We start from the raw sequence: 22,771 nt of genomic DNA, 5'->3' as shown, positions 1-22,771 counted from the left end.
CGGCAGTGATTGAGATCAGTGAGCCAGGATAACCTTCGGCTTCAAATGGCCCGTCTGGTCGCGATCGAAAATCTGATAGACCTGTGGATTGCGAAGCGGCGTCTCGCTTTCGTCATGAATCAGGTTCTGTTCCGAAACATAGGCGACATATTCGGTATCATCATTCTCTGCGAGAAGGTGATAGTATGGCTGATCCTTGCTCGGTCGGATTTCCGCTGGAATGGCATTCCACCATTCCTCCGTATTGGCATATTCCGGATCTACATCGAACACGACGCCGCGAAACGGAAAAACCTTGTGGCGAACCACTTCTCCGATAGTGAATTTGGCGTTCCGTTGTTTCATGGTGCGATGTCCTTTCCGCATCTTAATGTGGGAATAAATTTCTCCGACATCAAGAGAATAATGCAGCTGCACACACAACGTTCCAGCCTTTAGACTTAAGCATTTCTAACCGCCCGCTTCTTCATCGTGGCCAGAATCACGCCGCCGAGCACCAATACGATGCCGAGTGCATGATAATATTCGAACGTCTCTCCGAGGAAGACGACCGCCATGACGATGGAAACCGGCGGCATCATGTAAAGCGTAACACCTGCCGTCGCCGGGCCGAATATCCGGACCGTATGCTGAAAGCAGAAGAAGGCCGCAAGCGAGGCAAACAGGATGATTCCCGAGATCTTCGACCAGGCGGACAACGTTTTCGGCAGCAAACCGCCGTGGAAAAGCTCCCAGGCTGCAGGCGGCAGAAGCAGAAGCGAACCTGAGAATGCGATAAGCCCGAAGAGCGACATCGGCCTGATCGCTTGTGAAGCCGGGCGGCGCAGCAGGATCGAATAGACCGCAAAAGCGATCGCCGCGACCAGCATTCCGAGATCGCCGAGATTGAAGCTCATATGCGTCAGCGCCGAAAAGTCTCCGCGAAGAACGATCGCCGCAACGCCTGCAAACGCGACCACCATGCCCAGCAGCTCGCGTCCGCCGACCCGGCGCCCCGCGAACCACCATTCCAGCAGAATGATGAACAGCGACGACGTCGTATAGATCAGCGTGGCATTCGAAGCTGTGGTGAGCGTCAATGCCCAATACACAAAGCCGCCGCAGATGCCGATACTGAGAAAACCCAGCCAGAGCCACAGCCAGGTCTGGGTCCTCACGAAAGCCCAGGCTGCCGGCCAGTCCCGATAGAGCACCGGCACCATGATCAGCGTCGAGCCTGCCCAGCGAATGAAGGCGGTAATGAAAGGCCCGACTTCGCCGATGACGCCGCGGCCGAAGATCAGATTGCTTGAAAAGAAGACCGGCACCAACAGGAAGATCAGCCAGTCGGAGGAGCGCGGCTGCAAATGGTTCGGGGAGGGCATCGGATACCGGGGGGATGAAAAGTCTGAAAAGGAAAACGGCGGGCTTTCGGCCCGCCGTCCGGAAAATGCTGGGCGCAGACCAGCTGCGCCCGCCCAGTCTTAGGCCGAATAATACATGTCGAACTCGACCGGATGCGGCGTCATTTCGAAGCGCATGACTTCCGTCATCTTCAGCTCGATATAAGCGTCGATCTGATCGTCGTCGAAGACGCCGCCGGCGGTCAGGAACTTGCGGTCGCGGTCAAGGTTTTCGAGCGCTTCGCGCAGCGAGCCGCAGACGGTCGGGATCTTCTTCAGTTCCTTCGGCGGCAGGTCGTACAGGTCCTTGTCCATGGCCTTGCCGGGATGGATCTTGTTCTTGATGCCGTCGAGGCCGGCCATCAGCATGGCGGCGAATGCAAGGTAGGGGTTAGCCAACGGGTCGGGGAAACGAACTTCGACGCGCTTGGACTTCGGACCCGTGCCGAACGGGATACGGCACGAAGCCGAGCGGTTACGAGCCGAATAGGCAAGCAGAACCGGCGCTTCGTAACCCGGGACCAGACGCTTGTAGGAGTTGGTCGTCGGGTTGGAGAAGGCGTTGATCGCCTTGGCATGCTTGATGATGCCGCCGATATAGAACAGGCAGCTTTCCGACAGGCCGGCATATTCGTCGCCGGCGAAGGTCGGCTTGCCGTCCTTCCAGATCGACTGGTGAACATGCATGCCGGAGCCGTTATCGCCGAAGATCGGCTTCGGCATGAAGGTCGCGGTCTTGCCATAGGCATTGGCGACCTGATGCACGACGTATTTGTAGATCTGGATCTTGTCGGCGTTGCGCACCAGCGTGTCGAACTTGACGCCGAGCTCGTGCTGGGCGGAAGCCACTTCGTGGTGATGCTTTTCGACGACAACGCCCATTTCGGACAGGACTGTCAGCATTTCGGAACGCATGTCCTGCAGGCTGTCGATCGGCGGAACCGGGAAATAGCCGCCCTTGACGCGCGGACGATGGCCGAGGTTACCTGTCTCGTAGTCGGTGTCGTCGTTGGACGGCAGTTCCGACGAGTCGAGCTTGAAACCGGTATTATACGGATCGGCCTTGTACTTCACGTCGTCGAACACGAAGAATTCCGGCTCGGGGCCAACGAAAACAGTATCGCCGATACCCGAGGCCTTGAGATAGGCTTCGGCCTTCTTCGCAGTGCCGCGCGGATCGCGGTTATACGGTTCGCCCGAGACTGGATCGAGAATATCGCAGACGATCACCATGGTCGACTGGGCGAAGAACGGGTCCATATGGACGGTTGCCGGATCGGGCATCAGCACCATGTCGGACTCGTTGATGGCCTTCCAGCCACCGATCGAGGAGCCGTCGAACATGACGCCATCGGCAAACATGTCTTCGTCGACACAAACAACGTCCATTGTGACGTGGTGCAGCTTACCGCGCGGGTCGGTAAAGCGCAGGTCCACGAACTTGACGTCGTTTTCCTTGATCTGTTTCATGATTTCGCTTGCGCTCGTCATATGACCTTCCTCGATGTTAAATGACGATTGAAACCCGGACCTGATTGGCCTGCGGGCGGATTAGATCGCGTCTACGCCGGTCTCGCCGGTGCGGATGCGGATGACTTCCTCCACGTTGGAGACGAATATCTTGCCGTCTCCGATCCGTCCAGTCTGAGCCGCATTGCGGATGGCCTCGATAACGGCATCCGCGTTCTCGTCCGCCAGGACGACCTCGACCTTTACCTTGGGCAGAAAGTCGACGACGTATTCGGCACCGCGATAGAGCTCGGTATGGCCCTTCTGGCGGCCGAAACCTTTGGCCTCGGTGACGGTGATCCCCTGCAGGCCGACTTCCTGAAGGGCTTCCTTCACTTCGTCGAGCTTGAAAGGCTTGATGATCGCTTCGATCTTTTTCATGAGAAACTTTCTCTCCGCTTCTCCCTTGAAGCAGGCCTTTACCCGCTCGGCCATGCCAATGCAGATATCGTGCCAAACTCGAAGGCGACTTTCAAAAAAATAATACGGTTTTGCACCTAATCCCTACGAAACGGCGCGCTTCCTGACAAGATCGCAGGCGATTTTCTTTATTTTTGTGCAATGCGGAAAGAAAAATCGGGATTTTTGACAATTTTTTGAAGTTTCAGTGGATTTGCACATATGAAACCGGAAGATTAATAATTAGCCAAATGCGTAATAAATGATCAAAATCACCGAGCTGAAAGCGCTTGTTTTCTGACCACCTTTCCATTCAATACGGGGAATGGAAATTTCTCTCGACCTCATTCTTCTGACTCCCGACGAAATGGCAACAGCCGATGCGCAGGCCGCGCATTCAGGCCTGTCGTCTTTCGGGCTGATGGACCGGGCAGGGCAGGCCGTTGCGGCCGCCGCTTTGCGATGTTTTCCAGGCGCATTGCGCTTCGTGGTTCTTTGCGGCCCCGGAAACAATGGTGGTGACGGTTATATCGCCGCGCAGGCGCTGGCGGAATCAGGTGCGTCGGTCGCGGTTTTTCACCTGGGTGATCCGGATAGATTGCAGGGCGACGCGCGTCAGGCGCGGATTGCCTGTTCTGCCGTCTCCCGTTCTCTCGAACTCTATCTCCCGGAATCAGGCGACGTCGTGATCGATGCGTTGTTCGGCGCTGGCCTGTCGCGCGAGGTACCGCAAATCGTTTCCGACGTCATTGGCAAGGTGACGGACGATAACGTGCCGGTTCTGGCAGTCGATCTGCCAAGCGGCGTCTGTGGTAGGCGAGGCGTGCCGCTCGGCGCGGCTTTTCGGGCCCAACACACAATCACCTTCATGGCACTGAAATCGGGGCACCTTCTGCTTCCGGGACGGTCACTCTGTGGAGACACGGAAGTCTTCGATATCGGCATCCCGCGCAGAATCATTCGCTTGGTCGCCGGAAAGACAAGGCGGAACGACCCGCTCCTATGGCGCGACCTGTTGCCCGAACCGGGCAGTGACACGCATAAATACCGACGTGGCCATCTGGCCGTATTTTCGGGCAGCGGTTCGAAAACGGGAGCAGCCCGCCTATCCGCCACGGCCGGCCTTAAAGCCGGGGCAGGGCTGGTGACCGTGGCTTCCCCTGGCGATGCAATTCAGGTGAACGCGTCTTCGCTGACGGCGATCATGCTGCATAGGGTCGACAGACTGGAAGATTTGCAATCCTGGCTTCAGGCGGCCAAACTTTCGGCTTTCGTGCTCGGGCCGGGTTTCGGCGTCGGGGAAAAGGCAAGGGATTTTGCACTGGCACTTCAGGATCGCCCGCTGGTGCTCGATGCGGACGGCATTACATCTTTCATGGAAAAGCCGGTCGAGCTTTTCGATGCTTTCGCCGGCAACGAGCCGCATCTCGTGCTTACGCCGCATGAGGGCGAATTCGCCCGGCTGTTTCCCGATATCGCGGCAGACAAACAACTGAGCAAGGTCGAAAAGGCTGTAAAGGCAGCGGAACGTGCGCATGCGGCCATCGTCTACAAGGGAGCCGACACGGTAATCGCGTCGCCGGATGGCCGCGCCTATATCAATACGAATGGCTCGCCCTGGCTTGCGACCGCCGGCTCGGGCGACGTGTTGGCCGGCATGGTCGGCGCGCTTTTGGCGCAAGGCGTGCCAGCATTCGAGGCCGCCGCCGCCGGCGTCTATCTGCATGGAGAGGCCGGGCATCGCGCCGGGCGCGGCATGACGGCGGAAGATCTCGCCGCGCATGCCGGCACGGGTCTTGGCGGCAGTCAGCCTTAGAGCTGTTCGCTTTCCTGAAAATCGCGAAACAGCCTTAGGTCTTTGTCTTTATGCAATTCCGGAAGCAAAGCCGCTTCGCTGGCTTTGCTCTAGGATTCAAGCAATTCCCGCATCGCCATGGCGCCATAAGGCGCATTGACCTTGCCCTCGTGGATGAAGAAGGCAAAGACGTCGCGTGGCTGCTTCCCGGGCTTGTGCTTTTCATCGACCAGCGGCAGATCGTCGGGAACGTTCCCCTCTGCCCAGGTCTGAAGCCGCTTGCTCCAGGCCTTCATATCCGGCTCGGCATAACAGGTCTTGATATCGTCCGAACCCTTTTGCAGGCGCGCATAAACGAAATCGGCCGTCACATCCGCAATCATCGGATAGTCGAAATGATCCGCACAGACCGGCGCGATATTGTATTTCGCCAAAAGCGCGATGAATTCCGGCACCTTGAAACTGTCGTGACGGACTTCCACCACGTGCGTCAGCTTCAGGCCGTCCAGTTTGTTGGGGAGAAGCTTGAGGAAAGCTTCGAAATCGTCCGCTTCGAACTTCTTGGTCGGCGCGAATTGCCAGAGGAGGGGTCCGAGATGATCCCCGAGTTCCGTCAGTCCCTGGGTGAGAAACTTCTCGATCGATTCGCCTGCTTCCGCCAGAACCTTGCGATTGGTGGTGAAGCGGCTGGCCTTCAGCGAAAAGATGAATCCATCCGGCACTTCGGACGCCCATTTCGCGAATGTCTCAGGCTTCTGCGAGCCGTAATAGGTGCCGTTGACCTCGATCACCGAAAGCTTGCTTGCCGCATACTCGAGCTGCCTCTTCTTTGTGAGCTTTTCCGGGTAAAACGTGCCTTCCCATGGTTCGAAGGTCCAGCCGCCGATGCCAGTCCGGATTATGCCGGCTTTCGTCATGATCGTCTCCTTGGGTGTCCGAACTCAAGCCGGCGCGATAAAAGGTTGTGAAATCTGCTGGAAGACCGGCAGCGCTTCCATCGACGCGCAATGGGCGGCAAGGGCCGGATAGCTTTCAAGGTGGATAAGCCCGGGATGAGCTTCCGAGATATGCCGGATGGCGCAGGCGACTGCGATATCCGCATGGCCGAACTGCTCGCCGAACCAGTATATGCTGGCAATGCTGCTACGCTTCATCTCGAGCGAGTCGAGCACGCCCAGCATCTGCCGCCTGCAACGATCCATCCAGAATTCGGACGGATGGTCGTGAAGCTGCTTTTCGTAAAACAGCGCGGCGCCCTTGTCGGCGAACCCCGTGGCAAGCGCCATGATGGCGATCGCGCGATGACGTTCTGGCTCCGCTTGCGGCAGGAGCCGGAGATCGGGCGGGACTAGGCTGTCGATGTGATCGATCATCGACGGGCTATCGACAATCACATCACCATCGTCGAGCACCATGGTCGGCACCCGGATCAGCGGATTGATGGGCTGTATCTTGTCGACATCGCCGAAGATTGACCACGGACGATGCTCGAACGGCAGCCCGTAAAGCGTGAGCGCGATCCCGATGCGGCGAACGAACGATGAGTCATATTGGCCGATCAGGATCATTGCTTACTCCGCCGCTTCCACCTTTTTCGCGTCTATTATCTTGGCGGGCCGCCGCTCCAGCAGTTCCTTAAGGAACTGGCCGGTATAGGACCGCTTTTCTTTGACGATCTGTTCCGGCGTGCCGGCCGCAACAATTTCCCCACCGCCCGTGCCGCCTTCAGGACCGATGTCGATGATCCAGTCGGCCGTCTTGATGACTTCGAGATTGTGCTCGATCACCACGACGGAATTCCCCTGATTCACCAGTTCGTGCAGCATTTCCAAGAGTTTTGCGACGTCATGGAAATGCAGACCGGTCGTCGGCTCGTCGAGGATGTAGAGCGTACGTCCCGTAGAGCGTTTCGACAGTTCCTTGGCTAGCTTGACGCGCTGTGCCTCGCCACCCGAAAGCGTATTGGCCTGCTGGCCGACCTTGATATAGCCAAGGCCGACATCGAACAGCGATTGCAGCTTGTCGCGCACCGCGGGAACCGCCGAGAAGAACTCGACGCCTTCCTCGACCGTCATATCGAGCACGTCGGCGATCGACTTGCCCTTGAAATGCACGTCGAGCGTTTCGCGATTGTAGCGCTTGCCGTGGCAGACGTCGCAGGTGACATAGACATCCGGCAGGAAGTGCATCTCGATCTTGATAACGCCGTCGCCCTGACAGGCCTCGCAACGGCCGCCCTTGACGTTGAACGAGAAGCGGCCCGGCGCATAACCGCGCGCCTTGGCTTCCGGCAGACCGGCAAACCAGTCGCGGATCGGCGTAAATGCGCCGGTATAGGTCGCAGGGTTGGAGCGCGGCGTGCGGCCGATTGGCGACTGGTCGATATCGATCACCTTGTCGATGAACTCAAAACCGTCGATCTTGTCGTGTTCGGCCGGAATTTCACGCGCACCCATGACGCGGCGTGCCGCCGCCTTGTAAAGCGTCTCGATCAGGAAGGTGGATTTGCCACCACCTGATACGCCGGTCACCGCCGTGAAGACGCCGAGCGGCACCGCCGCCGTGACATTCTTGAGATTATTGCCGCGTGCGCCAAAAACCTTGATTTCCTTGCCCTTCTTGGGCTTGCGACGCTCGGCCGGAACGGCAACGCCCAATTCACCGGAAAGGTATTTACCGGTCAGTGACTTCGGGTTGGCCATGACCTGTTGCGGCGTACCTTCGGCGACAACCGTACCACCATGGATACCGGCGGCCGGACCGATGTCGACGACATAGTCGGCCGTCAGGATCGCATCCTCGTCATGCTCGACGACGATGACAGTGTTGCCGATGTCGCGCAGGTGTTTCAGCGTTTCGAGCAGGCGAGCGTTGTCGCGCTGGTGCAAGCCGATCGACGGTTCGTCCAGCACATAAAGCACGCCCGTCAGGCCTGAGCCGATCTGCGAGGCAAGCCGGATACGCTGGCTTTCGCCGCCCGACAGCGTGCCGGAATTGCGCGACAGGCTGAGATAATCGAGACCGACATCGTTCAGGAAGCGCAGGCGTTCGCGGATTTCCTTGAGGATGCGAACGGCAATCTCATTCTGCTTGGCGTTCAGGCTTTCCGGCAGCACTTCGAACCAGTCGCGCGCCGTGCGGATCGACATCTGCGTCACTTCGCCGATATGCAGCTTGTGGATCTTGACCGCCAGTGCTTCCGGCTTCAGGCGAAAACCGTTGCAGGCCGGGCAGGGGGCTGCCGACATGTAGCGCTCGATATCCTCGCGCGCCCAGGCACTGTCGGTTTCCTTCCAGCGACGCTCCAGGTTCGGCACGATGCCTTCGAAATTCTTGACCGTCTTGTAGGAGCGGGCGCCGTCCGCGTAGTTGAACTCGATCTTCTCTTCGGTTCCCTGCAGGATCGCCTTCTGCGCATCGCTGGACAGCTCGTTCCAACGGCTCGATAGCTTGAAACCGAAGACTTTGCCCAGCGCTTCGAGCGTCTGGTTGTAATAGGGAGAGGTCGATTTCGCCCACGGGGAAATGGCGCCGTCACGCAGGGTGCGGGCCGGTTCAGGAACGATCAGGTTCTCGTCCACCTTCTGCTGCGAGCCGAGACCGTCGCAGGTCGGGCAGGCGCCGAAGGGATTGTTGAAGGAGAACAGCCGCGGCTCGATTTCCGGAATGGTGAAGCCGGAGACCGGGCAGGCGAACTTTTCCGAAAACAGCACACGTTCATGCGTTTCGTTGAGCGACTTGTTGGCCGAACCACCCGCTGACGTTTCTTCCGCCGGCAGCGGCTTGTCGGCAAATTCCGCCACGGCCAAGCCGTCCGCAAGCTTCAGCGACGTTTCAAGGCTGTCCGCCAGACGCGCGGAAATATCCGAGCGCACGACGAGCCGGTCCACGACCACATCGATGTCGTGCTTGTATTTCTTGTCGAGCGCCGGCACATCGGCGATCTCGTAGAACTGCCCATCAACCTTGACGCGCTGAAAGCCCTTTTTCATCAGGTCGGCGAGTTCCTTTTTGTACTCGCCTTTGCGGCCACGAATCATCGGCGCCAGAATATAAAGACGGGTGCCTTCCTCGAAGGCGAGGACACGGTCGACCATCTGGCTGACGGTCTGGCTTTCGATCGGCAAACCTGTGGCCGGCGAATAGGGGACACCGACGCGCGCGAAAAGCAGGCGCATATAGTCGTAGATTTCGGTAACCGTGCCAACGGTCGAGCGCGGGTTGCGCGACGTCGTCTTCTGTTCGATCGAGATTGCCGGCGAAAGGCCGTCGATCTGGTCGACATCCGGCTTCTGCATCATTTCCAGGAACTGGCGTGCATAGGCAGAGAGGCTTTCGACATACCGCCGCTGGCCTTCCGCATAAATCGTGTCGAAAGCGAGCGAAGACTTGCCGGAGCCGGAAAGGCCGGTCATCACGATCAAAGAATTGCGCGGCAGATCGAGGTCGATGCCCTTCAAATTGTGCTCGCGCGCACCACGTATTGAAATGCTCTTCAGTTCACTCATCGTCATGCCTTCGGGGGAGGATTGAAGGTCCTTATGTAGTGATTGATCCGCGCCTGTCGAGACGAAACTGTCGCGACGCCGCAGCGTTCCGAGTCGGTTGAAAGCACTATAGGAATTAAATAGAACAAATAAAGAACAAATTCGTTGTGGATTAAAAAACACGAATGCCCAACGGCTATGCTCGATGGGTTAAAGTACAGCGATTGAATTCAAGGCCCGCGATGGAAGCGGCGGACGAGGTGAGAATATGGCTGGTAGCGTCAACAAGGTCATCCTGATCGGCAATGTCGGAGCAGATCCGGAAATCCGCCGCACCCAGGACGGCAAGGCGATTGCCAACCTCCGCATCGCCACGTCGGAACAGTGGCGCGACCGCAATTCCGGCGAGCGCCGCGAAAAGACCGAATGGCATAGCGTCGTCGTGTTCAACGAAGGCCTCACCAAGGTCGTCGAACAGTATGTGAAGAAGGGCGCCAAGCTTTATATCGAAGGCGCGCTGCAGACCCGCAAGTGGCAGGACCAGAACGGTAACGATCGTTATTCGACGGAAATCGTGCTGCAGGGCTTCAATTCGACGCTGACCATGCTGGACGGCCGTGGTGAAGGCGGCGGTGATCGTGGAAGCTATGGCGGCGGCGGTGCCGGCCGGGGCAATGATTTCGGCGGCGGTGGCGACGATTTCGGCGGCGATTACGGTGGTGGCAGCAATTACGACCGTCGTCCTTCGGGCTCGGCTTCCGGCAATGCCAATCGGGGCGGTGGCAGCAGCAACCCGTCATCCGGCGGCAACTTTTCGCGCGATCTCGATGACGATATCCCGTTCTGAGCGCCTATTCTGACCAACGGAATTGTCTTTCACGGACCAACGGGGAAAACGCATGCGTTTTCCCCGTTTCTCGTTCAGGCAGCAGCCTTGTTCGCGACCATGACGTCGGATTGGGACAGGATGCCGACAAGCTTGCTGTTTTCCTGGATCTTTAAAGATTGAATGCCGACCGCACGCCGTCCACGACGAACTGTACGGAAAGTGCCGCAAGGATGACCCCGAGCAGTCGGGTGAGGATCGCCCGTCCGGTAACGCCGAGAAAGCGGTCGAGCCGTTCGGCGACGAGCAGGGTCAGATAGACCAGTGCCATGATCAGCGCGATGATGCCGATCAGCAAAGCACGATCCAATGGGCCTGGAAAGGTGCCGGACAGCAGCACGGTCGCCGAGATGGCGCCCGGCCCGGCAATCAATGGCAGGGCAAGCGGGAAGACGGCGATATTCTGGATATGGTCGATGGTGATTGCGGCTTGAGAGGTCTTCTCCTTGCGCTCCTGGCGTCGCTCGAACACCATTTCGAACGAGATCCAGAACAGCAGCAGGCCACCGGCGATGCGGAAGGCGCCGATCGAAATGCCGAGTAGGCCGAGCACGCCGGAGCCGAACAGCGCGAAAGTGGCCAGAATGCCGAAGGCGATGATCGAGCCGCGCAAGGCGACCTGCTTGCGCTGTATCGCCGTCATGCCGACGGTCAGACCCAGGAAAACCGGCGCCAGCCCCGGCGGGTCGAGTGTCACGAGCATCGTGGTCAAGGCATTGACCAGCATATCCGGGGTTGCCATATCGTCTCCCTGTCAGGCTGCAATCCTTGCAGTAACCTGCCAAGATTGTTAGGACAGGCGCGCGGAGAAAGAAAGCCCGCATCCGCTCTGCGCAGCGGTCTGTTCCAAACACCTCGGAACGGCCATTTCCAAGCCGCAAAAGCTGTTCAAAACCCAAGGGGAAATCCCTGTGGAAATTGGCGTTTCACGCCGCTTTCCGATATAAAAACGAAACTGATTCCGAACAGAGATCGTGATCCGATTTGACTGAGCAAAGCACACCCGGCGGCGGAAAGCTGCCTCCAGGCATCGAACCCATTTCCATCATGGAAGAGATGCAGCGGTCCTATCTCGATTACGCCATGAGCGTCATCGTCAGCCGCGCGCTTCCTGATGTTCGAGATGGGATGAAACCCGTTCATCGGCGCATCCTCTATGCCAGCCATGAGAGCGGCTATCACTGGAACCGCAAATACGTGAAGTCCGCACGCCCCGTGTCGGACGTCATGGGTAAATACCATCCGCATGGCGACGCCTCGATCTATGACGCCCTGGTGCGCATGGCGCAGAACTGGTCGATGCGCGTACCGCTGATCGACGGGCAGGGCAATTTCGGCTCGATCGACGGCGATCCGCCGGCTGCAATGCGTTATACCGAAGCACGCCTGACCAAGGTCGCCCACGAGATTCTTGAGGATATCGACAAGGAAACCGTCGATTTCCAGGAAAACTATGACGGCTCCGACAGCGAACCCAAGGTTCTGCCGGCGAAGTTTCCGAACCTTCTGGTCAATGGCGGTGGCGGTATCGCCGTCGGCATGGCGACCAATATTCCGCCGCACAATCTCATCGAGGTCGTCAATGCGTGTATCGCACTGATCGACAATCCGGCGATCGAACTGCCGGAACTGATGCAGATCATTCCCGGTCCGGATTTTCCGACCGCCGCATTGATCCTCGGCCGCGCCGGCATCAAGTCGGCTTACGAAACCGGCCGCGGCTCCGTCATCATGCGTGGTCGCGCCACGATCGAGCCGATGCGCGGCGATCGCGAGCAGATCATCATCACCGAAGTTCCCTTCCAGGTGAACAAGGCATCGATGGTCGAAAAGATCGGCGAACTCGTGCGCGAAAAGCGTATCGAGGGCATTTCCGACCTGCGCGACGAATCCGACCGTCAGGGCTACCGCGTCGTCGTCGAGCTGAAGCGCGACGCCAATGCGGATGTGATCCTCAATCAGCTTTATCGCTACACACCGCTGCAGACCTCGTTCGGCTGCAATATGGTGGCGCTGAATGGCGGCAAGCCGGAGCTGATGAATCTTCCGGACATGCTGAAGGCCTTCGTGACTTTCCGCGAGGAGGTCGTGAGCCGGCGTACAAAGTATCTGCTGCGCAAGGCGCGTGAGCGCGCCCACGTCTTGGTGGGTCTGGCGATCGCTGTCGCAAACATCGACGAGATCATCCTCGTCATCCGCCGTGCGCCCGATCCGGCCTCGGCACGTGAAGAGCTGATGACCCGCCGTTGGCCGGCTCAGGATGTCGAGGCGCTGATCCGCCTGATCGACGACCCGCGCCACAAGCTGAACGACGACGGCACCTATAACCTCTCGGAAGAGCAGGCGCGTGCCATTCTCGAACTGCGTCTCGCTCGCTTGACCGCACTCGGCCGTGATGAAATCGCCGACGAGTTGAACAAGATCGGCGCCGAGATCAGCGATTATCTCGACATCCTGTCGTCGCGCGTCCGTATCATGACCATCGTCAAGGACGAGCTTGCAGCCGTCCGCGACGAGTTCGGCACGCCGCGCCGCACTGAGATCATGGAGGGCGGCCCCGACATGGACGATGAGGATCTCATCGCCCGTGAAGACATGGTCGTCACCGTTTCGCATCTAGGCTATATCAAGCGCGTACCGCTGGTCACCTATCGCGCCCAGCGCCGCGGCGGCAAGGGTCGTTCCGGCATGGCGACGCGCGACGCGGATTTCGTCACGCGCCTGTTCGTGGCGAATACCCATACGCCGGTGCTGTTCTTCTCCTCGCGCGGCATCGTCTACAAGGAGAAGGTCTGGCGCCTGCCGATCGGCACGCCGCAGTCACGCGGCAAGGCTCTGATCAACATGCTGCCGCTGGAAGCCGGCGAGCGCATCACCACGATCATGCCGTTGCCCGAGGACGAATCGACCTGGGATAACCTCGACGTGATGTTCTCGACGACGCGCGGCACCGTCCGTCGCAACAAGCTGTCGGATTTCGTGCAGGTCAACCGCAACGGCAAGATCGCCATGAAACTCGAAGAGGAGGGCGACGAAATCCTCTCCGTCGAGACCTGTCAGCCGCCGAACCTCGATTTGGACGAACCGGGCGACGACGTTCTGCTGACGACTGCGCTCGGTCAGGCGATCCGCTTCCCGGTCGATGAAGTCCGCGTCTTCGCGGGTCGCAATTCGATCGGCGTGCGCGGCATTACGCTCGGCGACGGCGACCGCATTATTTCCATGACCATTGTCGGTCATGTGAATGCGGAACCCTGGGAGCGTGCGGCCTATCTGAAGCGCTCGGCCGCCGAACGTCGGGCAGCGGGCGTCGACGAAGAGGACATCGCGCTGGTCGGCGAAGAAGTCACCGAAGAGGGACAGCTTTCCGACGAGCGCTACGAATACCTCAAGAGCCGCGAGCAGTTCGTGTTGACGGTCTCGGAAAAAGGCTTCGGCAAGCGTTCATCGTCCTACGATTTCCGCACTTCGGGTCGCGGCGGCAAGGGTATCCGCGCTACCGACACCTCGAAGACGACCGAAATCGGCCAGCTCGTCGCTGCCTTCCCGATCGAGGACAAAGACCAGATCATGCTCGTTACCGATGGCGGCGTGCTGATCCGCGTTCCGGTCGACGGTATCCGCATCGCCAGCCGCGCGACGAAGGGTGTCACGATCTTCTCGACCGCCAAGGATGAAAAGGTCGTCTCCGTCGAGCGCATCAACGAGCCGGAAGGCGAGGATGAAAACAGCGTCGAAGAGATCACGGCAGAGACCGGCGATCTCGGTGCGGCCCCAGACGAGGGCGCAAATGATGAGGGTGCGGCTGAATAAGCCGCATCACTCCTAAACGACAGACAAATTAAAAGCCGGAGGATGAAAATCCTCCGGCTTTCGTTTGATTGGCTGCAGCGGGAATTCTGTGTTTGCCCGGCTCACGACCACGAAAATCGTACAGACCGCACTTTGCCGGGAAAGGAAGTCACAAATACCCTCGATCTCTGCCTGCTAAAGGCGGAGCTCGGACATTGTGGACTTTCCGGATGACATGAACATCGTCATCCTTTCCGGCTGTCGACGCGTCTCAATAAAAGGAGAGATCGGCGTAGTGACCGGTAACCTGCGGATACTTGAGATCCGCAAAATCGGACCTGCCCTGATAAAGGGTCACGGTTGCCGTCAGCATGACGGCGATCATGGCGGTCCAGACCAGGTTGATCATGGTAATCTTGTCCGGCATTGCCATCTTCCGCTTCGCGATCATCATCTCGGTATTCCTTTTTTTGTTTGCCCGAATGCGAACGTCGCACCCAGGTTCCACCGCATTTTGAGAGCTTCTTAACCCTGTCCCTCTGAAGCGACCTTGAATGGCTCGTTCATCTGGCGTTCAGAATTCGAGCCTTTTTTCAAAATTCCTCGGGGCCGAAGGCAACCACGAATGCCTCCAAGATGAACGCGAGAACAACGGCTCCCAACACCATCAAGGCCAGCATTTGCAGTCTTTCTCCCATCTTACGGGCGGGTACTTCCCGCCGCCACGATGCCTATAAGACCATGGTGCCGCTGAAACGCTCTTGAACGGCGCATTCATCTTTCGTTCAGATTTTTCGAGATGCTTGCGGCGGCGACACTTCCGTGACAAAAGGCGCTGGAAACGCCTGTATTGCCAGTCGCAATACCAGGTTTGAGATCTCGGCCAGGACCTCGAATGACGACAGCTTTTTATCCCGGCTCCTTCGACCCGATGACCAACGGCCATCTGGACGTGCTCGTGCAGGCGCTGAACGTCGCTGAAAAGCTGATCGTCGCGATCGGCATTCATCCGGGCAAGGCCCCGATGTTTTCCTTCGAGGAGAGAGCGGAGCTGATCAGGTCGTCTCTGACGGAAGTCCTGCCCGCCAAGGCCGCCAATCTCTCGGTCGTTTCCTTCGATCGGCTGGTGGTCGACGCGGCCCGCGCCAATGGCGCGTCGTTGCTGATCCGCGGCCTGCGGGACGGTACCGATCTCGATTACGAAATGCAGATGGCCGGTATGAACCGCCAGATGGCGCCGGATATTCAGACCGTGTTTCTGCCGGCAGGGGTTGCGACCCGCCCCATTACCGGCACATTGGTCCGGCAGATCGCGGCGATGGGCGGCGATGTCAGCGCTTTCGTGCCGGCAACCGTCCTCAAGGCTCTCAATGCCAAGCTGAAACGCTGAACGTTTTCGAAACCGGAGTTTTCCGAATGAAACTGCTTCGTCTTGCCCTCATGGGTGCTTTTGCCGGCGCAATGGCGCTCGCTTCCATGGTCCTGCCGGCTCAGGCCGCCGGTCCCGACGATTTCCTGACCATCCAGCTGAAGGATGGCCCGGTCGTGATCCAGCTGATGCCGGAAGTCGCGCCGAAGCACGTGGCGCAGATCAAGGCGCTGGCCGCCAAGGGCGCCTATGACAACGTCGTTTTCCACCGCGTCATCAACAATTTCATGGCGCAGACCGGCGACGTGAAATTCGGCAAGGAAGGCGCGCCGGGCTTCAATCCGGCCCGTGCCGGCACCGGTGGCTCGGATATGCCGAACCTGCCGGCCGAGTTTTCCAAGGTACCGTTCGAACGCGGCATCATCGGCATGGCCCGTTCCCAGGACCCGAACTCCGCCAATTCGCAATTCTTCATCATGTTCACCAAATATCCGAGCCTGGACAACCAGTACACCGTTGTCGGCAAGGTCGTGTCGGGCATGGAATTCGTCGACAAGATCAAGCGCGGCCAGGGCGGCAATGGCGAAGTCAGCAGCCCCGACAAGATGATCAAGGTCACGGTCGGCAAGAAGTAATCGGAATAAACCAAGGCCGCCCGTCCCGCGGACAAATGGGACCGGGCGGCTCTACATAAGGAGAAGAAAGATGGCCGAGATCAAGGATCCGGAAAACACCCTCATCATGGAAACCACCAAGGGCAAGGTCGTGATCTCGCTCCTGCCGGACCTCGCTCCGGGCCATGTCGCACGTATCAAGGAACTCGCTCGCGAGAAGGCCTATGATGGCGTCGTTTTCCACCGCGTCATTCCTGACTTCATGGCGCAGACCGGCGACGTGAAGTTCGGCAAGCAGGGCGGTGCGGACTTCAACCCGGCCCGTGCCGGCATGGGCGGCTCTGAAAAGCCGGACCTGCAGGCCGAATTTTCGGCTGTTCCGCACGTCCGCGGCACCTGCTCCATGGCCCGCTCGCAGAGCCCGAACTCGGCCAACTCGCAGTTCTTCATCTGCTTCACCGACGCTCCGTGGCTGAACAAGCAATACACGGTCTGGGGTCAGGTCACTGAAGGCATGGAAATCATCGACCAGATCAAGAAGGGCGAGCCGGTCAAAGATCCGGACTCGATCACTTCCGTTCGCGTCGCCGCGGACGTCTGATCCGCTCTCGAATGAATGGCCCGCTCCGCCTCCAAGGCGGGGCGGGTTTCGCTTTTCTGGAATTTTCTATGCGCGTCGATCTATTCGATTTCGATCTGCCGGACGAAAACATTGCGCTGCGGCCCGCAAACCCGCGTGACAGCGCCCGGCTACTCGTCGTCCAGCCCAATGGCGAATCCGTCCTTTCGGATCACCGCGTCTTCGAGCTATCGGATTTCCTCAAGCCCGGCGACGCACTGGTATTCAACGACACCAAGGTCATTCCCGCGCAGCTCGAAGGCATCCGCCATCGGGAAGGAGCGGGCGGCCAGCAAGTTTCCGCGACGCTCCACATGCGCATGGCGCCCGATATCTGGAAGGCGTTCGCCAAACCCGGCAAGCGTATCAAGATCGGCGACCGCATCGAGTTCGGTCACGGCGGTAACGCCTGCCTGCTCGGCTCGCTGATGGCGAGGGTCGAGGAGAAGGGCGAGGGCGGCGAGGTGACGCTGCGCTTCGATCTGTCCGGCCCGGCGCTGGACGAGGCGATCATGGCTGTCGGCCATATCCCTTTGCCGCCCTACATCGCCGCCAAGCGGCCGGAAGACGCGCAGGACCAGAAGGACTACCAGACCATCTATGCCCGCGAGGAGGGCGCCGTCGCAGCCCCCACCGCCGGCCTGCATTTCACGCCCGAGCTTTTCGCCAAACTCGATGCTGCCGGTGTCGAGCGCCATTTCGTGACCCTGCATGTCGGAGCAGGGACGTTTCTGCCGGTCAAGGCGGATGACACGACGGAGCACAAGATGCACCAGGAGATCGGCCACGTCAGCGCCGAGACCGCAGCCCGGTTGAATGCCGTCAGGCGCGCCGGCGGCCGCATCGTCTGTGTGGGCACCACATCGCTCCGGCTGATCGAAAGCGCTGCGAAAGACGACGGCACGATCGCGCCCTGGAGCGGCGCCACCGGCATATTCATCACGCCGGGCTACCGCTTCAAGGCGGTCGACATGCTGATGACCAATTTCCACCTGCCGAAATCGACGCTGTTCATGCTCGTCTCGGCTTTCTCTGGGCTTGAGACGATGCGCTCGGCCTATACCCACGCCATATCGACAGGCTATCGCTTTTATTCCTACGGCGACTCCAGCCTGCTTTTCCGGAACGACAGATGACCGAGACCTTCCAGTTCAATCTCAAGGCCACCGATGGCGGCGCCCGCCTTGGCGAAATCACCATGCCGCGCGGCACGATCCGCACACCGGCCTTCATGCCGGTCGGCACGGTCGGCACCGTCAAGGCTATGTATCTCGACCAGGTGCGCGATACCGGCGCCGACATCATCCTCGGCAATACCTATCACCTGATGCTACGCCCGGGTGCCGAGCGCGTCGCAAGGCTTGGCGGCCTGCATGAGCTGATCCGCTGGAAACACCCGATCCTCACCGATAGCGGCGGTTTCCAGGTCATGTCGCTCTCCGGCCTGCGCAAGCTCGACGAAAAGGGCGTGACCTTCAAGAGTCATGTGGACGGCTCTCTGCACCACATGTCGCCGGAACGCTCGATCGAAATCCAGGGTCTGCTCGGCTCGGACATCCAGATGCAGCTCGACGAATGTGTGGCGCTGCCGGCCGAACCGAAGGAAATCGAGCGCGCCATGGAACTGTCGCTCCGCTGGGCCGAACGCTGCCGCGTCGCTTTCGGCGATCAGCCGGGCAAGGCGATGTTCGGCATCGTCCAGGGCGGCGACCAGCCGGACCTGCGCATCCGCTCGGCAGAAGGTTTGAAGCAGCTCGATCTGAAGGGCTATGCCGTTGGCGGCCTTGCCGTCGGCGAGCCGCAGGATGTCATGCTGAAAATGCTGGAAACGACGCTGCCGGTCCTGCCGACCGAAAAGCCGCGTTACCTGATGGGCGTCGGCACGCCGGATGACATGCTGAAATCGGTCGCCCGCGGCATCGACATGTTCGACTGCGTCATGCCGACCCGCTCAGGACGTCACGGCCTCGCGTTCACGCGTCGCGGCAAGGTCAACATTCGCAATGCCCGCCACGCGGAAGATACACGGCCGCTGGATGAGGAATCGAATTGCCCGGCAACACGCGATTATTCGCGCGCCTATCTGCACCATCTCTTACGCGCCGACGAGGCGCTCGGAGGCATGCTGCTTTCCTGGAATAACCTGAATTACTATCAGGATTTGATGAAGGGTATCCGCCAGTCTATCGCCGAAGGCCGGTTCGCGGATTTTTACGCCAAGACGCAGGAAGAATGGGCGAAGGGCGACATCGAACCGGTTTGATGGGGGGATAAGGGCAGGGCGGTATCGCCCGCCCGTCAGATGCCTTGGCTCGCGGTGTTGCGGATCATCCGCACGCCGTTCACCTTGTAGCTGCCGTCGTCCATCAGCCGCATTTCGTAGATGGCGGTCCAGTCCTTGCCTTCCTTGGCACTGATCATCACCTCCTGCAGCACCACTTCGCCGCCGCCGATCAGTTTCGAGCGGCCGAACGCATAGTTGCCGGCGTGATAGACAGCCTCGTAATTGCTGCGCACCATTGCAAGGAATTGATCCTTGTTGGGATAAAGGCTGCGAATGCCGGGAGACGCGAAGGAATAGGCCTTTTCCGCATCGTTGTGGATAAGAGCGGTGATCTGGCCTGAGATCACCGACTGGGCCTCGACCACCGGATCTTCGGCTCGCGCTGCGGTGAAGGACAGAAGAACGAAACTCAGAACGACATAAAGAAATCGAACGGGCATCGGTGGTTCTCCGGGAGGGACAGAAGGAAGGCTAGCGCCTTTCCGTCAAAGGAGAAGATATCCGCTGCAAATATTTTCGGCACTGCCCGTCGCGGCGGCAAACGAATCTGAATGATTACAGCAAGATGACGGAAGATACGGGATAGGGGATGTTTTGCACATTTCCGTGAATCTCTTGGCTTTTGTCATGCAGGGCAGGGTCCCGCTATCCCCGCTTGTCGGAAGGGCCGGGCACTGGCAGGAATGCGGCGGGAGCTTTGATTCGCCCGGAATGATCCTATGAAAAGCCTTTTGCCACCCGCCTTGCTCTATTTCAGCAATGCCATCCTGTTCATTTCGCTGTTCACGCGACTTCCTGCAATCCAGGCGTCGATGGGCATCGACAAGGCGATGCTCGGTCTTGCGATCCTGAGCGCACCGGTCGGCACTTTCCTGGCGCTGCCGCTGGCGGGGCGTATCAACGATCGTCTGACGCCACGGCTGACGGCTTTGCTGATGCTGCCGGTCTGCGCCGCGCTGACGCCGGCTTTGACGATCCTGCCGGTCTGGGGTTTTGCGATCTGTTTCTTCCTGTTCGGCTTTTTCCGGACGATCTTCGACGTCGCTGCCAACATGATCTCCGCCAATATCGAGCGCCGCACCGGTACCAAGGTGATCGCCCGCAGCCACGGTTTCTGGTCGATCGGCCTGCTCGTCGGCTCGCTCTGCTCGGGTTTTCTGGCGGAGAAGGGGTTCACGCCCTTTTCCCAGCAGGTCATGGCGGCCTGTTTTGCCATTGCGGCTTGCGCGTTCGTCTTCTGGGTCACCCCGCAGGATCCGCCGGCCGATGTGCAGCCGGATCGCAAACGCTCGGCCTATGTCCTGCCGGACCGGACGATCATCCTGATCTGCGTCATGGTCTTCGGCCTCTGCATCGTCGAAGGCGCGATCTATGATTGGGGCACGTTCTTCCTGCGCGAGCACCTAAAGGCGGATCCGGCGATTGCCGGCATACTCTACGCAACCTTCACCATCGGAATGGGGCTGACGCGCCTTTCCGGCGACATGTTGCGCGAACATTTCGGCCCGATTGCGCTGGTGCGCGCCTCGGCGATCTCAGTCGCTGCGGGGATCACACTGATGGTAGCAACTCCATGCCTGACATTGGCAGGTGTTGCGCTTTTCTTGATAGGCTGCGGCGTGGCGTTAGCCTTTCCGCTCGCGGTTTCCACCACGATCACGCTCGGCCGGGGCCAGCCGTCCGAAAACCTCGCGGCTCTGGGGTTGACGCTGATGCTGTCCACCATCGGCGTGCCGCCGCTGCTTGGCTTAATTGCCGAGCATGTGAGCCTTGTTGCCACCTTTGTCGTGCTTCTGCCTTTCGTAGTGATGAGTTTTCTGATGGCGCCGGTCGCGGATGGCCGGAAGATAAGGCTTTTTCGCCGCCGCGGCTAAGCTGTGGGCAAAGCGGGCAGGGAGGTCGCCTGCCCCGAATTGGCCACAACAGTGGATAATGGATTGAGCCTGCGGGACTTAGCCGTTACCAGAATGAGATGATTTGCCGAAAACAGGTGACACTGTGATCGACCCTTATGAGATGCTTGGTGTTGCCCGCGAGGCAGATGGTACGGCTATCAAGTCGGCCTATCGCAAACGTGCGAAAACGGCCCATCCGGATGCCGGCGGGGACGTGGACGCGTTTGCCAAGCTGACGACATCCTATGAACTGCTCTGCGACCCGCTGCGTCGCAAGGTGTATGACGATACCGGCTACGATCCGGAACTCGCAGACACCAAGGACCTTCAGGGACTGGTGATCCTCGAGACGCTGGTCAACGAGATCATTCTCGACGAGCGAGAGCCGGGAAGTTTTGATCCGGTCTCGGCCATGCGCCGCAAGCTCACCGACAAGATCGTCAACGCCCGCTTCCATATCCTCGAAATGGAACGGCATCGCGCTCGCATCCGCAACCATATCGACCGGATCGGTAAGAAGCCGGGCGCCGACGTGCTTGGCCGCATGCTGCGTTCCCGCTGCGAGACGATCAACGACGCCATTACCAAGGCCGAGGTCGAGATCGGCAATATCGAGCAGGCCTATGGCATGCTGGATGGCTATTCCTACGAGGTCGACGTCCTGGAGATCAAGTCGGCCGCGGAATAGCGCCATCTGGCTTTTGGTACTTCAAGACAAGTCTTCATCCAATTCATTCAAAAGGGTTTTCCATGGCGCTGACCATACGTGAGGCCGTCCGTTCGGACGCCGCGACATTGCTGGGTTTCATCCGCGAACTGGCAATCTACGAGAGGGCCGAACACGAGGTCGCGGCGACGGTCGAAACAATCGAGGAATCGATCTTCGGCGATAAATCCGTGACCCGTGCGCTAGTCTGTGAACAGGACGGAAAGCCGATCGGCATGGCAATTTGGTTCTTCAGCTATTCGACCTGGCAGGCGCGTAACGGACTTTACCTTGAAGACCTCTATGTGACCCCGACGGCCCGCGGCGTAGGCGCCGGCAAAGCCTTGCTGAAGCGACTCGCGGCCATCGCTGTCGAAAACGGCTGCGGCCGTTTCGAATGGAGCGTACTGGACTGGAACGAACCGGCCATTCGCGTCTACGAGGCGATCAGCGCCGAGCCGATGACGGAATGGATCCGCTACCGGCTGAGCGGCGACAAGCTGAAGGCTTTTGCCGAGGGCTGAGCCAACACGATCGGGAGGACGAGTTCGTGGCAGAGAGCGAAACGGTTTCGATGCCCGAATTCGAACGGGCGCTGTCCGCCATTCCGACCGGCTACACCGAAGGCGAATATGCCGGACGCCGATGGGGCACGACGGTGAAGCGCTCGGCCGATCTGAAACGCATCAGCCTGTTTGCCGAAGACCTGTCCGGCACGGACATCGTCAGCTTCAACTTCTACCGGCTCTCAGAAGGCGATTCACTGAAGCCGTGCGAGATGTCGAGCGAGAAGGTGATGGCGTTCGTCACTGGATATCGGCTCGAACATCCGAATGGTATAAGCTCCGGAACTGCTGTCGAAAGCAAATAGGCGAGACTGTATCTCGGTCTGGAGATACCCATATCATGTGGCGGCAAGGTTGAAATGTCCGCCGGTTTGCAAAGTAGAAATGTCCGACGGGTCGTCACAATGCCCATCGACGAGCCCCGATCTGACCGGCTGATACCGGTTGCAAGATCAGATCGGGGCGTGT

22 protein-coding genes are annotated in these 22,771 nt (G+C 59.2%); 12 read left to right on the top strand and 10 right to left on the bottom strand.

Going from position 1 to position 22,771, the window contains the following annotated elements; genetic code table 11:
* Positions 1–15 precede the first annotated feature (15 nt).
* The 4 genes from hspQ to KX729_RS00095 all read right to left on the bottom strand — a co-directional run bounded on the left by hspQ (position 16) and on the right by KX729_RS00095 (position 3,272).
* Positions 16–345: a heat shock protein HspQ gene (gene hspQ / locus KX729_RS00110; protein WP_219740436.1), complete on the bottom strand. Its 330-nt coding sequence runs from the start codon at positions 343–345 to the stop codon at positions 16–18.
* Positions 346–440: 95 nt separating this feature from the next.
* Complete coding sequence (locus KX729_RS00105) at positions 441–1,364, bottom strand: DMT family transporter (RefSeq protein WP_219740435.1); 924 nt, start codon at positions 1,362–1,364, stop codon at positions 441–443.
* Between the two features lie 99 nt (positions 1,365–1,463).
* Positions 1,464–2,873 carry a type I glutamate--ammonia ligase gene (gene glnA, locus KX729_RS00100; RefSeq protein ID WP_025603110.1) on the bottom strand — a complete coding sequence of 470 codons (1,410 nt, stop codon included), beginning with the start codon at positions 2,871–2,873 and terminating at the stop codon, positions 1,464–1,466.
* Between the two features lie 60 nt (positions 2,874–2,933).
* A complete protein-coding gene (locus tag KX729_RS00095) occupies positions 2,934–3,272 on the bottom strand; it encodes a P-II family nitrogen regulator (RefSeq protein ID WP_007753933.1) in 339 nt (112 codons plus the stop codon).
* Between the two features lie 343 nt (positions 3,273–3,615).
* On the opposite strand from KX729_RS00095, the gene KX729_RS00090 reads away from it, so the two are divergent.
* Positions 3,616–5,106, top strand: coding sequence for an NAD(P)H-hydrate dehydratase (locus KX729_RS00090; RefSeq protein ID WP_219740434.1), 1,491 nt, complete (start codon positions 3,616–3,618; stop codon positions 5,104–5,106).
* Between the two features lie 89 nt (positions 5,107–5,195).
* Here the strand turns inward: KX729_RS00090 and KX729_RS00085 are convergent, their stop codons facing one another.
* The 3 genes from KX729_RS00085 to uvrA are packed head-to-tail and all read right to left on the bottom strand — an operon-like array spanning position 5,196 to position 9,593.
* Positions 5,196–6,002, bottom strand: coding sequence for a DUF72 domain-containing protein (locus KX729_RS00085; RefSeq protein ID WP_219740433.1), 807 nt, complete (start codon positions 6,000–6,002; stop codon positions 5,196–5,198).
* 24 nt (positions 6,003–6,026) lie between these two features.
* Positions 6,027–6,653 (bottom strand): glutathione S-transferase family protein, encoded by a 627-nt coding sequence (locus KX729_RS00080; RefSeq protein WP_219740432.1) that lies wholly within the window; start codon positions 6,651–6,653, stop codon positions 6,027–6,029.
* A gap of 3 nt (positions 6,654–6,656) precedes the next feature.
* Positions 6,657–9,593: an excinuclease ABC subunit UvrA gene (uvrA, locus tag KX729_RS00075; protein ID WP_219740431.1), complete on the bottom strand. Its 2,937-nt coding sequence runs from the start codon at positions 9,591–9,593 to the stop codon at positions 6,657–6,659.
* 247 nt (positions 9,594–9,840) lie between these two features.
* On the opposite strand from uvrA, the gene KX729_RS00070 reads away from it, so the two are divergent.
* Positions 9,841–10,419 carry a single-stranded DNA-binding protein gene (locus tag KX729_RS00070; RefSeq protein WP_219740430.1) on the top strand — a complete coding sequence of 193 codons (579 nt, stop codon included), beginning with the start codon at positions 9,841–9,843 and terminating at the stop codon, positions 10,417–10,419.
* A gap of 151 nt (positions 10,420–10,570) precedes the next feature.
* On the opposite strand, the gene KX729_RS00065 is transcribed toward KX729_RS00070, so the two are convergent.
* Positions 10,571–11,200 (bottom strand): MarC family protein, encoded by a 630-nt coding sequence (locus KX729_RS00065; protein WP_219740429.1) that lies wholly within the window; start codon positions 11,198–11,200, stop codon positions 10,571–10,573.
* A gap of 242 nt (positions 11,201–11,442) precedes the next feature.
* On the opposite strand from KX729_RS00065, the gene gyrA reads away from it, so the two are divergent.
* Positions 11,443–14,271 carry a DNA gyrase subunit A gene (gene gyrA / locus KX729_RS00060; RefSeq protein WP_219740428.1) on the top strand — a complete coding sequence of 943 codons (2,829 nt, stop codon included), beginning with the start codon at positions 11,443–11,445 and terminating at the stop codon, positions 14,269–14,271.
* 250 nt (positions 14,272–14,521) lie between these two features.
* Here gyrA and KX729_RS00055 read toward each other — a convergent pair whose 3' ends face one another.
* The gene (locus KX729_RS00055) at positions 14,522–14,704 is read right to left on the bottom strand and encodes a hypothetical protein (RefSeq protein WP_219741221.1); all 183 of its coding nucleotides are present in this window, start codon (positions 14,702–14,704) and stop codon (positions 14,522–14,524) included.
* Positions 14,705–15,145: 441 nt separating this feature from the next.
* Here KX729_RS00055 and coaD point away from each other — a divergent pair, with 441 nt between their 5' ends.
* From coaD to tgt, 5 genes are all read left to right on the top strand, one after another.
* Complete coding sequence (gene coaD / locus KX729_RS00050) at positions 15,146–15,640, top strand: pantetheine-phosphate adenylyltransferase (RefSeq protein ID WP_219740427.1); 495 nt, start codon at positions 15,146–15,148, stop codon at positions 15,638–15,640.
* A 26-nt stretch (positions 15,641–15,666) separates the two neighbouring features.
* The gene (locus tag KX729_RS00045; RefSeq protein ID WP_219740426.1) at positions 15,667–16,254 is read left to right on the top strand and encodes a peptidylprolyl isomerase; all 588 of its coding nucleotides are present in this window, start codon (positions 15,667–15,669) and stop codon (positions 16,252–16,254) included.
* A gap of 70 nt (positions 16,255–16,324) precedes the next feature.
* Complete coding sequence (locus KX729_RS00040; protein WP_219740425.1) at positions 16,325–16,834, top strand: peptidylprolyl isomerase; 510 nt, start codon at positions 16,325–16,327, stop codon at positions 16,832–16,834.
* A gap of 68 nt (positions 16,835–16,902) precedes the next feature.
* Positions 16,903–17,988, top strand: coding sequence for a tRNA preQ1(34) S-adenosylmethionine ribosyltransferase-isomerase QueA (gene queA / locus KX729_RS00035; RefSeq protein ID WP_219740424.1), 1,086 nt, complete (start codon positions 16,903–16,905; stop codon positions 17,986–17,988).
* Positions 17,985–19,115: a tRNA guanosine(34) transglycosylase Tgt gene (gene tgt / locus KX729_RS00030; protein ID WP_219740423.1), complete on the top strand. Its 1,131-nt coding sequence runs from the start codon at positions 17,985–17,987 to the stop codon at positions 19,113–19,115. Before queA ends, tgt begins: the two co-directional genes overlap by 4 nt.
* A 35-nt stretch (positions 19,116–19,150) precedes the next feature.
* Here the strand turns inward: tgt and KX729_RS00025 are convergent, their stop codons facing one another.
* Complete coding sequence (locus KX729_RS00025) at positions 19,151–19,576, bottom strand: DUF4864 domain-containing protein (RefSeq protein ID WP_219740422.1); 426 nt, start codon at positions 19,574–19,576, stop codon at positions 19,151–19,153.
* Positions 19,577–19,855: 279 nt separating this feature from the next.
* Between KX729_RS00025 and KX729_RS00020 the strand changes: the two genes are divergently transcribed.
* The 4 genes from KX729_RS00020 (at position 19,856) to KX729_RS00005 (ending at position 22,608) form a co-directional block, all read left to right on the top strand.
* The gene (locus KX729_RS00020; protein ID WP_219740421.1) at positions 19,856–21,010 is read left to right on the top strand and encodes an MFS transporter; all 1,155 of its coding nucleotides are present in this window, start codon (positions 19,856–19,858) and stop codon (positions 21,008–21,010) included.
* Between the two features lie 124 nt (positions 21,011–21,134).
* Positions 21,135–21,719 carry a J domain-containing protein gene (locus KX729_RS00015; RefSeq protein ID WP_219741168.1) on the top strand — a complete coding sequence of 195 codons (585 nt, stop codon included), beginning with the start codon at positions 21,135–21,137 and terminating at the stop codon, positions 21,717–21,719.
* 62 nt (positions 21,720–21,781) lie between these two features.
* Positions 21,782–22,261, top strand: coding sequence for a GNAT family N-acetyltransferase (locus KX729_RS00010; RefSeq protein WP_219740420.1), 480 nt, complete (start codon positions 21,782–21,784; stop codon positions 22,259–22,261).
* Between the two features lie 26 nt (positions 22,262–22,287).
* Positions 22,288–22,608, top strand: a complete 321-nt coding sequence (locus tag KX729_RS00005; RefSeq protein WP_376775889.1) for a hypothetical protein — start codon at positions 22,288–22,290, stop codon at positions 22,606–22,608.
* Positions 22,609–22,771 lie beyond the last annotated feature (163 nt).

The sequence above is a fragment of the Neorhizobium populisoli genome, assembly GCF_019430945.1.
GTDB lineage: Bacteria > Pseudomonadota > Alphaproteobacteria > Rhizobiales > Rhizobiaceae > Neorhizobium > Neorhizobium populisoli.
The sequence above is the reverse complement of the archived record's forward strand: the minus strand, read 5'-3'. Positions and strand labels throughout refer to the sequence as shown.

Bases quoted from the DNA above. Each gene is read 5' to 3' on its own strand.
- hspQ (WP_219740436.1), bottom strand. From the start codon at position 345: ATGAAACAACGGAACGCCAAATTCACTATCGGAGAAGTGGTTCGCCAC.
- KX729_RS00105 (WP_219740435.1), bottom strand. From the start codon at position 1,364: ATGCCCTCCCCGAACCATTTGCAGCCGCGCTCCTCCGACTGGCTGATC.
- glnA (WP_025603110.1), bottom strand. From the start codon at position 2,873: ATGACGAGCGCAAGCGAAATCATGAAACAGATCAAGGAAAACGACGTC.
- KX729_RS00095 (WP_007753933.1), bottom strand. From the start codon at position 3,272: ATGAAAAAGATCGAAGCGATCATCAAGCCTTTCAAGCTCGACGAAGTG.
- KX729_RS00090 (WP_219740434.1), top strand. From the start codon at position 3,616: ATGGAAATTTCTCTCGACCTCATTCTTCTGACTCCCGACGAAATGGCA.
- KX729_RS00085 (WP_219740433.1), bottom strand. From the start codon at position 6,002: ATGACGAAAGCCGGCATAATCCGGACTGGCATCGGCGGCTGGACCTTC.
- KX729_RS00080 (WP_219740432.1), bottom strand. From the start codon at position 6,653: ATGATCCTGATCGGCCAATATGACTCATCGTTCGTTCGCCGCATCGGG.
- uvrA (WP_219740431.1), bottom strand. From the start codon at position 9,593: ATGAGTGAACTGAAGAGCATTTCAATACGTGGTGCGCGCGAGCACAAT.
- KX729_RS00070 (WP_219740430.1), top strand. From the start codon at position 9,841: ATGGCTGGTAGCGTCAACAAGGTCATCCTGATCGGCAATGTCGGAGCA.
- KX729_RS00065 (WP_219740429.1), bottom strand. From the start codon at position 11,200: ATGGCAACCCCGGATATGCTGGTCAATGCCTTGACCACGATGCTCGTG.
- KX729_RS00055 (WP_219741221.1), bottom strand. From the start codon at position 14,704: ATGATGATCGCGAAGCGGAAGATGGCAATGCCGGACAAGATTACCATG.
- coaD (WP_219740427.1), top strand. From the start codon at position 15,146: ATGACGACAGCTTTTTATCCCGGCTCCTTCGACCCGATGACCAACGGC.
- KX729_RS00045 (WP_219740426.1), top strand. From the start codon at position 15,667: ATGAAACTGCTTCGTCTTGCCCTCATGGGTGCTTTTGCCGGCGCAATG.
- KX729_RS00040 (WP_219740425.1), top strand. From the start codon at position 16,325: ATGGCCGAGATCAAGGATCCGGAAAACACCCTCATCATGGAAACCACC.
- queA (WP_219740424.1), top strand. From the start codon at position 16,903: ATGCGCGTCGATCTATTCGATTTCGATCTGCCGGACGAAAACATTGCG.
- tgt (WP_219740423.1), top strand. From the start codon at position 17,985: ATGACCGAGACCTTCCAGTTCAATCTCAAGGCCACCGATGGCGGCGCC.
- KX729_RS00025 (WP_219740422.1), bottom strand. From the start codon at position 19,576: ATGCCCGTTCGATTTCTTTATGTCGTTCTGAGTTTCGTTCTTCTGTCC.
- KX729_RS00020 (WP_219740421.1), top strand. From the start codon at position 19,856: ATGAAAAGCCTTTTGCCACCCGCCTTGCTCTATTTCAGCAATGCCATC.
- KX729_RS00010 (WP_219740420.1), top strand. From the start codon at position 21,782: ATGGCGCTGACCATACGTGAGGCCGTCCGTTCGGACGCCGCGACATTG.